Source organism: Streptomyces sp. EDA2-14 (assembly GCF_054963755.1).
Window position 1 is genome coordinate 195,387 of record NZ_JBUEGE010000016.1, and the last position, 12,413, is coordinate 207,799.

At 72.1% G+C, this 12,413-nt stretch carries 12 protein-coding genes; 10 read left to right on the forward strand and 2 right to left on the reverse strand.

The window, feature by feature from the left end; genetic code table 11:
- Positions 1–20: 20 nt before the first annotated feature.
- A complete protein-coding gene (locus tag ACY34M_RS30980; protein ID WP_462721491.1) occupies positions 21–893 on the reverse strand; it encodes a hypothetical protein in 873 nt (290 codons plus the stop codon).
- 80 nt (positions 894–973) lie between these two features.
- Here ACY34M_RS30980 and ACY34M_RS30985 point away from each other — a divergent pair, with 80 nt between their 5' ends.
- From ACY34M_RS30985 to ilvD, 4 genes are all read left to right on the forward strand, one after another.
- Positions 974–1,906: a Ppx/GppA family phosphatase gene (locus ACY34M_RS30985; protein WP_462721490.1), complete on the forward strand. Its 933-nt coding sequence runs from the start codon at positions 974–976 to the stop codon at positions 1,904–1,906.
- Between the two features lie 183 nt (positions 1,907–2,089).
- Positions 2,090–2,914 (forward strand): sugar phosphate isomerase/epimerase family protein, encoded by an 825-nt coding sequence (locus ACY34M_RS30990; protein ID WP_462721489.1) that lies wholly within the window; start codon positions 2,090–2,092, stop codon positions 2,912–2,914.
- Positions 2,911–3,519: a TetR/AcrR family transcriptional regulator gene (locus ACY34M_RS30995; RefSeq protein WP_462721488.1), complete on the forward strand. Its 609-nt coding sequence runs from the start codon at positions 2,911–2,913 to the stop codon at positions 3,517–3,519. Before ACY34M_RS30990 ends, ACY34M_RS30995 begins: the two co-directional genes overlap by 4 nt.
- Positions 3,520–3,640: 121 nt before the next feature.
- Positions 3,641–5,494: a dihydroxy-acid dehydratase gene (gene ilvD / locus ACY34M_RS31000; protein ID WP_462721487.1), complete on the forward strand. Its 1,854-nt coding sequence runs from the start codon at positions 3,641–3,643 to the stop codon at positions 5,492–5,494.
- A 7-nt stretch (positions 5,495–5,501) separates the two neighbouring features.
- Here ilvD and ACY34M_RS31005 read toward each other — a convergent pair whose 3' ends face one another.
- Positions 5,502–7,718, reverse strand: a complete 2,217-nt coding sequence (locus tag ACY34M_RS31005; protein ID WP_462721486.1) for a protein kinase domain-containing protein — start codon at positions 7,716–7,718, stop codon at positions 5,502–5,504.
- 236 nt (positions 7,719–7,954) lie between these two features.
- Between ACY34M_RS31005 and ACY34M_RS31010 the strand changes: the two genes are divergently transcribed.
- From ACY34M_RS31010 to proC, 6 genes are all read left to right on the forward strand, one after another.
- On the forward strand, positions 7,955–8,200 hold the full coding sequence (locus ACY34M_RS31010) for an SH3 domain-containing protein (RefSeq protein ID WP_462721654.1): 246 nt from the start codon (positions 7,955–7,957) through the stop codon (positions 8,198–8,200).
- A gap of 65 nt (positions 8,201–8,265) precedes the next feature.
- Positions 8,266–8,766: an EamA/RhaT family transporter gene (locus ACY34M_RS31015; protein ID WP_462721485.1), complete on the forward strand. Its 501-nt coding sequence runs from the start codon at positions 8,266–8,268 to the stop codon at positions 8,764–8,766.
- 31 nt (positions 8,767–8,797) lie between these two features.
- On the forward strand, positions 8,798–9,565 hold the full coding sequence (locus tag ACY34M_RS31020; RefSeq protein WP_462721484.1) for a class I SAM-dependent methyltransferase: 768 nt from the start codon (positions 8,798–8,800) through the stop codon (positions 9,563–9,565).
- Positions 9,566–9,616: 51 nt separating this feature from the next.
- On the forward strand, positions 9,617–10,387 hold the full coding sequence (locus ACY34M_RS31025; protein ID WP_462721483.1) for an ABC transporter ATP-binding protein: 771 nt from the start codon (positions 9,617–9,619) through the stop codon (positions 10,385–10,387).
- A gap of 54 nt (positions 10,388–10,441) precedes the next feature.
- A complete protein-coding gene (locus tag ACY34M_RS31030; RefSeq protein WP_462721482.1) occupies positions 10,442–11,179 on the forward strand; it encodes an ABC transporter permease in 738 nt (245 codons plus the stop codon).
- Between the two features lie 119 nt (positions 11,180–11,298).
- Positions 11,299–12,123 (forward strand): pyrroline-5-carboxylate reductase, encoded by an 825-nt coding sequence (proC, locus tag ACY34M_RS31035; RefSeq protein ID WP_462721481.1) that lies wholly within the window; start codon positions 11,299–11,301, stop codon positions 12,121–12,123.
- The last annotated feature ends 290 nt before the right edge of the window (positions 12,124–12,413 follow it).

Below are 12,413 nucleotides of genomic sequence, written 5' to 3' on the forward strand. Positions count from 1 at the left end.
CGGACCGCCGGGTGAGTGCGTTACGCCGGGTCGGCGGGGTGCGGGGCGACCAGCGGCAGCCCCTTGGGCGCGGCCGCGAGCCGCTCCTCGCACAGCTCGACCAGCTTGTCGTAACCGGCCTTGCCCATCAGCTCGGTGAGCTCCGGCCCGTAACTGACGTAGACCGGGTCGCCCGCGCCGTGCGCCGAGGTCGCCGACGTGCACCACCAGTGCAGGTCGTGGCCGCCCGGACCCCAGCCGCGGCGGTCGTACTCGCCGATCGAGACCTGGAGGATCTTGGTGTCGTCCGGCCGCTCGATCCACTCGTAGGTACGGCGGACCGGGAGCTGCCAGCAGACGTCCGGCTTCGTCTCCAGGGGCTCGCGGCCCTCCTTGAGCGCCAGGATGTGCAGCGAGCAGCCCGCACCGCCCTTGAAGCCCGGCCGGTTCTGGAAGATGCACGAGCCCTCGTACGGGCGGGTCTGGCGGTCCCCGTCCTCGTCCGTCGACACCCAGCCGGTCTCGGTGCCGACGTCGTGGTGCTGCCAGATGTCCGGCGTGAGGCGTGCCACGTGCTGCGCCACCCGCTTCTCGTCGTCCTCGTCGGAGAAGTGGGCGCCGAGCGTGCAGCAGCCGTCGTCGGCGCGGCCCGCCTGGATGCCCTGGCAGCCGCTGCCGAAGATGCAGCTCCAACGAGAGGTCAGCCATGTCAGATCGCAGCGGAAGACCTGCTCGTCGTCCGCCGGATCCGGGAACTCGACCCACGCGCGCGGGAAGTCGATGGGCTTCTCGTCCGGCTCGGCCGCCGGTCCGGCCTTCTGCTTCCGAAGTTCTTTCTGGTTCTTCAGCTCCTGCTTTGCCGACTTCGTCTTCTTGTCGCTCTTGTCGGCCTTGGCCTTTTTCGTCTTTGGCACCGTTCCAGAGTAAGCGCGCAAGGGGCTTCACTCCGACCTCCCGGACCGGGCAAGCCGTCCGGAGCAGTAGCGTTCTTTACATGAGACTCGGTGTCCTCGACGTGGGTTCGAATACGGTCCATCTGCTCGTGGTGGACGCGCATCCGGGCGCCCGCCCCCTGCCCGCGCATTCGCACAAGGCCGAATTGCGCCTCGCCCAACTCCTCGACGACCGCGGGGCGATCGGGCCCGACGGCGTGGACCAGCTGATCGGGACGGTCAGCGAGGCGCTGGAGGCCGCCGAGGACAAGGGCGTGGAGGACCTGCTGCCGTTCGCGACGTCGGCGGTGCGCGAGGCCAGCAACGCCGACGACGTCCTCGCGCGGGTCAAGGAGGCCACGGGCGTCGAACTACGGGTGCTCAGCGGCGAGGAAGAGGCACGGCTCACGTTCCTCGCGGCCCGGCGCTGGTTCGGCTGGTCCGCGGGCAGGCTGCTGGTGCTCGACATCGGCGGCGGTTCGCTGGAGATCGCGTACGGCATCGACGAGGAGCCGGACGCCGCGGTGTCGCTGCCGCTCGGTGCGGGGCGGCTGACGGGCGGCTGGCTGCCGGGGGACCCGGCGGATCCGGACGACGTGAAGGCGCTGCGGCGGCATGTGCGGGCGCAGATCGCGCGCACGGTCGGGGAGTTCAGCCGGTTCGGCGCACCGGACCACGTGGTGGCCACGTCGAAGACGTTCAAGCAGCTGGCGCGCCTGGCCGGGGCGGCCCGCTCCGCGGAAGGGCTCTACGTACAGCGTGAGTTGAAGCGCAAGTCCCTGGAGGACTGGGTGCCCCGGCTCGCCGCGATGACCGTGGACGAGCGCGCCGAGCTGCCGGGCGTCTCGGAGGGCCGCGCCGGTCAGCTCCTCGCCGGGGCGCTGGTGGCGGAGGGTGCGATGGACCTCTTCGGCGTCGAGACCCTCGAAATCTGCCCCTGGGCCCTCCGCGAGGGCGTCATCCTCCGCCGCCTCGACCACCTGCCGACGACCTGACCCCAGGCGGTACCGGTGCCGGTATTTCAAGCCCCGCCGGCGATTGAGGCGCGGGGTCCGGGGCGGAGCCCCGATCTTTTCAGCCCGCCTTTCGGACGAGAGCCCGCGGGGTCCGGGGCGGAGCCCCGAGGCCTGGGAACGGGTGGGCGCACGGCGACGGACGGAGCCCCGTACCCTGTCCCCGTGGCAGAACCAGTGGTGCGCATCCCGGATGCGAAGGTCGCCCTGTCGACGGCCTCTGTATATCCGGAGTCGACCGCGACGGCCTTCGAGATCGCCGCGCGCCTGGGCTACGACGGCGTTGAGGTCATGGTCTGGACCGATCCCGTCAGCCAGGACATAGAGGCCCTGCGCCGCCTCTCCGACTACCACCGCATCCCGATCCTCGCCGTACACGCGCCATGTCTGCTGATCACGCAGCGCGTGTGGTCGACGGACCCGTGGGTGAAACTGCAGCGCGCGCGGTCCGCCGCGGAGAAGCTGGGCGCGTCGACCGTGGTCGTGCACCCGCCGTTCCGCTGGCAGCGGCAGTACGCGCGGGAGTTCGTGCAGGGCGTCTGGAGAATGGCGGACGAGACCGATGTGCGGTTCGCCGTCGAAAACATGTACCCGTGGCGCTACCGGGACCGCGAGATGCTCGCGTACGCGCCGGACTGGGACGTGACGAAGGACGACTACCGGCACTTCACGGTCGACCTCAGTCACACCGCGACCGCGAGGACCGACGCGATGCAGATGATCGACCGGATGGGAGACCGGCTCGGCCATGTGCATCTCGCCGACGGCGGCGGGTCGAACAAGGACGAGCACCTCGTGCCCGGCCGCGGCACCCAGCCCTGCGCCGAACTCCTGGAGCGCCTCGCCGTGACCGGCTTCGACGGCCACGTCGTCATCGAGGTCAACACGCGGCGCGCCATGTCCAGCGCCGAGCGCGAGGCCGACCTGGCGGAGGCCCTCGCCTTCGCGCGGCTGCACCTGGCGTCGGCGGCGCGGATCCCGCGTTCATGACCGAGCCGGTACGTCGCCGGGGCCGCCCCGCTCGTACGGAGAGCGGGGACACCCGGGCCCGGATCCTCGACGTGGCCCGCGAGGAGTTCGCCGCGCGTGGCTACGACAAGGCCTCGGTGCGCGGCATCGCGAAGGCCGCCGGGGTGGACTCGGCCCTGGTCCACCACTACTTCGGCACCAAGGAGCAGGTGTTCGCCGCGTCGATCGAGGTGGCGCTCGCCCCGGCCCTGGACGCCCCCGCCGCGCTGGCGGACGGCCCCCTGGACGGGGTCGGCGAGCGCATGACCCGGTTCTTCTTCGGTGTGTGGGAGGCGCCCGCGACCCGCGCCCCGCTGCTCGCCATCGTGCGCTCCGCGCTGAACAACGAGGCGGCGGCGGGCGTCCTCCGCCGGCTCGTCGCCACGCAGCTGCTCGCCCGGATCGCCGAGCGCCTCGACCTGCCGGAGGGCGAGGCCGAACTGCGGGTCTCGCTGGCCGCCGCCCAGCTCATGGGCACCGCGATGATCCGGTACGTGATCAAGGCGGAGCCGCTGGCCTCCGCGGACCCGGAGCGGATCATCGCGCGGCTCGCCCCCGTGGTGCAGGGGCATCTGACCGGGCCGTGAGGCCCGCCCGCGTAGCAGCTCGTGAGACGGGTGTCCCGTCATTCGGACACCCTGTCCGGGGCTCGGATCGGCGGCGTAGTCTCGGGAGACAGTCTTCATCCCTCTGAAGGAGCGAGCGACGATGCCCGAGCTGAGGTCCCGCACAGTCACCCACGGCCGCAACATGGCGGGCGCCCGCGCCCTTATGCGTGCCTCCGGTGTACCCGGTGCGGACATCGGCCGGAAGCCGATCGTCGCGGTCGCCAACTCCTTCACGGAGTTCGTGCCCGGTCACACGCACCTGTCGCCCGTGGGCCGCATCGTCAGCGAGGCCATCACGGCCGCCGGCGGCATCGCCCGCGAGTTCAACACGATCGCGGTCGACGACGGCATCGCGATGGGCCACGGCGGCATGCTCTACTCGCTGCCCTCCCGCGACCTGATCGCGGACTCGGTCGAGTACATGGTCGAGGCGCACTGCGCGGACGCGCTGATCTGCATCTCGAACTGCGACAAGATCACGCCCGGCATGCTGAACGCCGCGCTGCGGCTCAACATCCCGACGGTCTTCGTCTCCGGCGGCCCCATGGAGGCCGGCAAGGCCACGCTGGTCGACGGCACGGTCCGCAAGCTCGACCTGGTCAACGCGATCAGCGACGCGGTGAACGAGAGCGTCTCGGACGAGGACATCCTCCGCATCGAGGAGAACGCCTGTCCGACGTGCGGCTCCTGTTCCGGCATGTTCACCGCCAACTCGATGAACTGCCTGACCGAGGCCATCGGCCTCTCCCTGCCGGGCAACGGCTCGGTGCTCGCCACGCACACCGCCCGCAAGGCGCTGTACGAGAAGGCGGGCGCCACGGTCGTCGAGATCGCCAAGCGCTACTACGACGGCGACGACGACTCGGTGCTGCCGCGCAACATTGCGACCCGCGCCGCCTTCGACAACGCCATGGCGCTCGACATCTCCATGGGCGGCTCCACGAACACGATCCTGCACCTGCTGGCCGCCGCGCAGGAGGCCGAGCTCGACTACACGCTGGCCGACATGGACGCCGTCTCGCGCCGCGTCCCGTGCCTGTCCAAGGTCGCCCCGAACGTGGCGCCCGGCGGCACGTACTACATGGAGGACGTGCACCGCGCCGGCGGCATCCCCGCGATCCTCGGCGAGCTGTACCGCGGCGGTCTGCTCCACGAGGACGTGCACACCGTCCACTCCGCGTCCATCAAGGAATGGCTGGACGCCTGGGACATCCGCGGCGGCGCCGCGACCGACGAGGCCAATGAGCTGTGGCACGCGGCCCCCGGCTGCAAGCGCTCCGCCGAGGCCTTCTCGCAGTCCGAGCGCTGGGACTCCCTCGACACGGACGCGGCGGGCGGCTGCATCCGCGACGTCGCCCACGCCTACTCGGAGGACGGCGGCCTCGCCGTTCTCAAGGGCAACCTCGCCGAGAACGGCTGCGTCGTGAAGACCGCCGGTGTCGACGAGTCCATCTGGACCTTCGAGGGCCCGGCCGTCGTCTGCGAGTCGCAGGAGGAGGCCGTCGAGAAGATCCTGCTCAAGCAGGTCAAGGAGGGCGACGTCGTCGTCATCCGCTACGAGGGCCCCAAGGGCGGCCCCGGCATGCAGGAGATGCTCTACCCGACCTCGTACCTGAAGGGCCGCGGCCTCGGAAAGGCGTGCGCGCTCGTCACGGACGGCCGCTTCTCCGGCGGCACGTCGGGCCTGTCCATCGGCCACGCCTCGCCCGAGGCCGCCGCCGGTGGCACGATCGCGCTCGTCGAGGACGGCGACCGCGTGCGCATCGACATCCCCAACCGCGGCATCGAACTCCTCGTGAGCGAGGAGGAGCTGGCCGCGCGGCGCGAGGCACTGGGCGGCGTCTACGCCCCCAAGGCCCGCGAGCGCAAGGTCTCGGCCGCTCTGCGCGCGTACGCCGCGATGGCGACCAGCGCCGACACGGGCGCGGTCCGCGACGTGTCGCAGCTCGGCTGACGAGTCCCTAGCGGTCCTCCGTGGCGGCACCGAACACGGTGCCGTCCGGAGCGCTGCCGTACACCCGGCCGCCGCTCACGACCGGTGCCGGGAGATCGACGACCACCCGGTCCGAGCGGCCCGCCGGCCGGGGGCTGCTCTGACCGACCGGGGCCCCGGTACGCCGGTCCACGGCGAGCAGCCGCCCGTCGGGCGCCGATACGTACACCCGGTCCGACGCGGGGTCGACGGCGGGCGCCGAGCCCCGGCTCACCGAGGTCTCCGAGCGCCACAGCTGCTTGCCCGACTTCAGGTCCTGCGCCACGAGCCCGCCACCTGAGGCGAGCAGATACGCGGTGTCGCCGTGCAGCGCCGCCGTCGCGGCGGTCAGCGGCAGCGAAAGCCGTACGCGGCGCGCGACCGCCCCGTCCGTGAGTCGGTGGCCGACGAGGGCGACGGTGTCGCTCGACGCGTTCTGCTCCGTGCACCAGACGACACCGCCGGACACCCCGACCGGGGTCGCGCTGCCCGGCGAGCTGTGCTGCCAGCGGATGTCGCCCGTCTTCGGATCCACCGCGCTCACCAGCGTGTTCGTCCCGTCGGGCGCCGGAGTCGTCACATAGGCGAGGCCCCCGCCGACGTCCGAGAGGACGGGCTGGGTGGTCGGCGCACCGGGCAGCCGGCGCTGCCACTCCTGTCTCCCGGTCGCCCCGTCGAGCGCGCTGAGCGTGCCGTCGGGCGCCGCGAGGAGCACCCGCCCCGCCGCGTGGCCCACCTGCCCCTGGAACCGCGAAACGTCCTTCGACCAGCGCGACGTGCCCGTACCGGCGTCCATCGCGACGAGCCGGGACCCGTCCGGGGTGAGCGCGTGCACCAGCCCGCCCGACACCACGGGCGCCGCCCCGCCGACCTCCCCCGGGGCGCCGGACGCCTTCCGCTTCCACAGCACCGAACCGTCCCGCGGATCCAGCGCCACGGCCAGCGCGCCCGGCACGGCGCAGTGCAGACTCCCGGCCCCGTACGAGCAGGCGGGCGCGGTGTCGGCGCCGAGCTTGCGCTGCCAGGGGTGGAACGTGGTGGGGGACCCGGCGGGCGCGGTGCGCGTGCCGGTGCCGTCGCCGCCACTCGTGAGGAGCGGCACGGTGAGCGCGCCGCCCAGCGCCAGGACCCCGGCCAGGGTGATCAGGCCGCGGTGGCGCACGCGCCTGCGGGCGGCCGGCTCCGGCGCGACCACCGCCTCGCCGGGGGAGTCGAGGTATTCGGGCGAGCCGGTGTGGTCGGAGGAGCCGACGACCTCGAAGGCATCGACGGCCCCGGGCGCGCCGACAGGGCGGGACTCGACCGGCGACCGCTGCGCCGGTATGAACGCGGGTGCCGCCTCGCGCGTCCGCGTCCCGTACGCCTGCGTGTCGTACCGCGCCGCGATGTGCCGCAGCCGCGCCATCAGCTCGTCCGGTGTGGGCCGGTCCTCCGGCTCCTTCGCCAGACAGTCGAGGACGAGCGGCGCCAGCTCCTCGGGCACGCCGGACACGTCCGGTTCGTCGTGCACGACTTGGTACGCCACCAGGTAGGGGCTGTCGGAGTCGAACGGGCCGCGCCCCGTCGCCGCGTGCACCAGCAGCGAGCCGAGCGCGAACACGTCGGCGGCCGGGCCGACTTCGCGCGGACGGCGGAACTGCTCGGGCGCCATGAACGGCGGCGTACCGATCAACTTGCCCGTCTCGGTGCGCAGTTCGCTGTCCTTGGGCCGGGAGATCCCGAAGTCGATGACCTTGGGGCTGTCCTCGGCGAGCAGCACATTGCTCGGCTTCAGATCGCGGTGCACGACACCGGCACGGTGGATGTCGCGCAGCGCCTCCGCGAGGCCCGCCGTCAGGTGCCGCAGCTGCGCGGGCGTCATCGGCCCGTTCCGCTTGACGTGGTCGGCGAGCGTCGGGCCGGGGATGTACAGCGTGGCCATCCACGGCCGCCCGGCCTCCGGATCGGCGTCCACGACCGGCGCGGTGAAGGCCCCGCTGACCCGCCGCGCGGCCGCCACCTCCTGCCGGAACCGCCCCCTGAACTCGGGGTCCTCGGCGAACTCGGCGTGCACTACCTTCACCGCGAGCGGCAGCCCCGCCGCCGACCGCGCCAGATGCACGACACCCATGCCGCCCGCGCCCAGGCGCTCCGTGAGCCGATAGTTCCCGGCGTACTCCGGGAGTTCCGCTTCCGCGCCGGACCCGATGCTGTTGTGTGACGGCATGTCCACCCCCGTGGATGACGTCGCGATCTTTCGTGCACGCGCGACGCTCGGAGCCTAGTCGATGGTTCGTACGACACGAACGAGCCTTGCTAGCCTGCGTGTTCGACAGTTCAGCAGAGACGTTTCAACGGGCCCTCAATGAACGCTGAACGGGGCCCGTCCGACGGGGAGAGACAGGAACCGTGGCAGTGGACGAGCAGTCGGCTCAGCAGTCGGTGGAAGCGGCGGCAGCGTCGATGAACTACCCGGTGGCACCGGGCTACAACGTGAACGTCCGCAGCGGCCCCGGCACGCAGTACCGCGTCGTGCGCGTGCTGCCGCTGGGCGCGCGCGTCTCGGTCTTCTGCCAGAAGCCGGGCGAGACGGTCGCGGGCCCGTACGGCACGTCGAAGGTCTGGGACAACATCGGCGTCGGCGAGTACGTCTCCGACACCTACGTGAAGACGGGTAGCGACGGCTACGTGGCGCCCCGCTGCGCCTGAGCCGCGCGCACCCCCACCGGACCGGGCTGCGGGCCCCGCACCCCGGTCCGGTGATAATCGGGGGCGTGAGCGACGAAACCGGCACCCCCAGCACCTCCCCGGCCCCGGGGCCCCAGCCCGAGGAGATCCGCTTCTTCGGCACGACCTGGGTCGACCACAGCGGCAACTACGGCCTGCGCCGTGCCGCGGTCGGCGTGGGCGCGCTCGCCCTGGCCGTCGCCGGCTGCTTCGTGCTCCGCTTCGCCTACGAGGGACTGGCGATCGCCGACGTCGGATCCCTGGTGAACGTGCTGCTCGTCGTGATGTTCGCGGTGTGCAGCGCGCTCGCCTTCGCCCGCACCCGCACCGGCTTCACCGAGCGCCACGACCCCGAGAAGCAGGCGTCGCTGCGCGGCTTCATGGCGATCGGCTTCGTCGGCGTCCTGCTCGCGTACGCAATGCGCTGCCTGGTCGAGGCCCCCGGCGAGAAGCTGCGCAGGCAGGAGTACGAGACGGCCCGCGACCAGTACGTGCGCCGCTCGGCCCGGCGCACCGGCAACCCGTCGAAGAAGAAGCGCAAATCCTGACAACCCGGCGGGGCGCGGGCACGATGCCCCCATGCCCTCAGAAGCCGACTTCGCCCGCTCCTTCGACTCGGTGGCCCACCAGTACGCCACCGCCCGCCCCGGCTACCCTCCGCAACTCTTCGACGCGGTAGCGGAGTTGGCGGACCGCCCGCTGCACGGTGCACGCGTCGCCGACGTGGGCGCGGGCACCGGCATCGCGACCACCCTGCTCGCCGGGCGCGGCGCCGAGGTCGTCGCCGTGGAACCGGGCCCCGGCATGGGCGCCGAACTGCGCCGCGCCCACCCCGGCATCCCCCTCGTCCGCGCCGTCGGCGACGCCCTCCCGTTCGCGGACGCGAGCCTCGACCTGATCACGTACGCCCAGTCCTGGCACTGGACCGACCCGGCGCGCTCGGTCCCTGAGGCGCTGCGCGTGCTGCGCCCCGGCGGCGCGCTCGCCCTGTGGTGGAACGTGCCCGACCCCGACGTCGAGTGGACCGCCGCCCAGGAGACCCGCCTCAGGGAACGCCTCCCCGGCTACCACCGGCACGGCGTCGGCTCCGACGCCCCGCGCCTCGTCACGGCGCTCGGCCTCGACCCGGCGCCCGTCCCCGTCCACCGCCGACTGCACTGGACCCGCCGCATCCCGGTCGACACCCACCTGGGACACCTGGCCAGCCGCTCGTACTTCGCGGTCCTCGGCCCCGAGCGCTCCGCCCCCGTCCTCGCCGACGAGCGCGCCCAGCTCCTGCGCACCTTCCCCGACGGCATCGTCGAGGACGCGTACGCGGTGGAGCTCACGGTGGTGCGCCGCCCCTGACCTCCGTATGCCTTGACGGCGCGAGAGGCCCGGAGGATTATTCATCGTGTGATGAATAAAACGCAGTCGCCCGCCGTGGACGCCGCCGGACTCACCGTCGTCCGAGGCCCCCGCACCGTGCTGCGCGGCCTGGACTTCACCGTCCCGCGCGGCCAGATCACCGGCCTGCTCGGCCCCTCGGGCTGCGGCAAGTCGACCCTCATGCGCGCCGTCGTCGGCACCCAGGCCAAGGTCACCGGCACCCTCACGGTCCTCGACCACCCGGCAGGCCACCCAAAGCTGCGCTCCCGCGTCGGCTACGTGACCCAGGCCCCCTCCGTCTACCTCGACCTCACCATCCGCCAGAACCTCGACTACTTCGCGTCCGTCCTGCTCCCCGGCAGGTCCGCGGCCGACCGCCGCCGGGCCGAGGCCGACCGGGTCCTCACCGACGTGGACCTCGCCTCCCACGCCGACGCGCTCGCCGGCACCCTCTCCGGCGGCCAGCTCAGCCGCGTCTCCCTGGCCGTCGCCCTCCTCGGCACCCCCGAACTCCTCGTCCTCGACGAGCCGACGGTCGGCCTCGACCCGGTCCTCCGCCGCGACCTGTGGAACCTCTTCCACGACCTCGCCGCCCGCGGCGCCACGATCCTCGTCTCCTCGCACGTCATGGACGAGGCCGAGCGCTGCCACCGCCTCCTCCTCATGCGCGAGGGCGAACTCCTCGCCGACGACGGCCCCGACGCCCTGCGCGAGCGCACCGCGACCGCCACGGTCGAGGAGGCCTTCCTCCACCTGGTCGACGAGGCGAACGCGAGCGCGCCCCGCCCCACGACGCACTGACGTACGTACCGACGCATGCACCGACGCACCCACTGACGCCCCGGGAAGCCCGCCATGAACACGTACCGCACCACCGCCACCGCGCTCCGCGTCCTGCGCCAGCTCCGCCACGACCCGCGCTCGATCGCCCTGATGCTGCTCGTCCCGTTCGTGATGCTCTTCCTGCTCCGCTACGTGTTCGACGGCAGCCAGGCCACCTTCAACGCCATCGGCGCCTCGCTCCTCGGCATCTTCCCGCTGATCACGATGTTCCTGGTGACCTCCATCGCCACACTGCGCGAACGCACGAGCGGCACCCTGGAACGCCTCCTGTCCATGCCGCTCGCGAAGGCCGATCTGATCGGCGGCTACGCGCTCGCCTTCGGCACCGTGGCGATCATCCAGTCGCTCCTGGCGACCGGCCTCGCCCTCTGGGTCCTGGACCTCGACGTCACCGGATCGGCCTGGCTCCTCCTCCTGGTCGCCCTCCTCGACGCCCTGCTCGGCACGGCCCTCGGCCTCTTCGTCTCGGCCTTCGCGGCATCGGAGTTCCAGGCGGTCCAGTTCATGCCGGCGGTGATCTTCCCGCAGCTGCTGCTCTGCGGACTGTTCACCGCCCGCGCCAACATGCACCCGATCCTGGAGGCGATCTCCGACGTGCTCCCCATGTCGTACGCGGTCGACGGCATGAACGAGGTCCTCAAGCACACCGACCTCACCGCCACCTACGTCCGCGACGTCGTGATCGTCGCCGGCTGCGCGGTCCTGGTCCTGGGCCTCGGCGCGGCGACCCTGCGCCGCCGCACGGCGTGAGACCCGGCCGCCCGTACCGGAGCCCCGGCCCGTTCCGCCCACCGGACAGCCGCGAACGGCGGCCACCACCGATGCGAGGATGCCTGCGGACGGACGGACGCACACGGAAGGCCCCGCTCATGAGCCAGCACTCGCGCCACAAGGTCGCCGTACTCGGCACGGGCAAGATCGGTGAAGCCCTGCTCAGTGGAATGATCCGCGGCGGCTGGGCACCGAGCGACCTCATGGTCACGACCCGCCGACCGGAACGGGCCGAGGAACTCCGCGACCGGTACGGCGTCACTCCGGTCACCAACGAGGAGGCGGCCAAGGAGGCCGACACCCTGATCCTCACGGTCAAGCCGCAGGACATGGGCACGCTGCTCACGGAACTCGCCCCGCACGTCCCGGCGGACCGCCTGGTCATCAGCGGCGCGGCCGGCATCCCCACCACGTTCTTCGAGGAGCGCCTCCCCGAGGGCACCCCGGTGGTCCGCGTCATGACGAACACCCCGGCCCTGGTCGACGAGGCCATGTCCGTCATCTCCGCAGGCACCCACGCGACGAGCGCGCACCTGACGCACGCCGAGGAACTCTTCGGCTCGGTGGGCAAGACCCTCCGCGTCCCCGAGTCCCAGCAGGACGCGTGCACGGCACTCTCCGGCTCGGGCCCGGCCTACTTCTTCTTTCTCGTGGAAGCCATGACGGACGCGGGCATCCTGCTCGGCCTCCCGCGCGACAAGGCCCACGACCTCATCGTCCAGTCCGCCATCGGCGCGGCCACGATGCTGCGCGACAGCGGCGAGCACCCGGTCAGGCTCCGCGAGAACGTGACGTCCCCGGCCGGCACGACCATCAACGCCATCCGCGAGCTCGAAAGCCACGGCGTCCGCGCCGCCCTCATCGCGGCCCTCGAAGCCGCCCGCGACCGCAGCCGCGAACTGGCCTCCGGCAACAACAGCTGACCGCCGTACGACCCCGGGGCGCGAAGTTGACACGCCCCGGGCCCATCCGTAGTGTTCTCCGAGTTGTCCGCCGTGAGCGCCGACCCCGGTCGGTCCCCGGACAGCCACTCCGCAAGACCATTCAACGCTCGACGACTGACTTCTGATCGGTCGTCGTCTGCGTTTACGTGTGCTTTTGCGGAATGAGGAATCCACGTTCGAAAGGACGGGGCCCCGATTAGCTCGGGGGCCGGGAATCCGCTAAAGTCTCACTCGTCGGAACGGCCCAACAGCCGCGAGGACAAACCCCT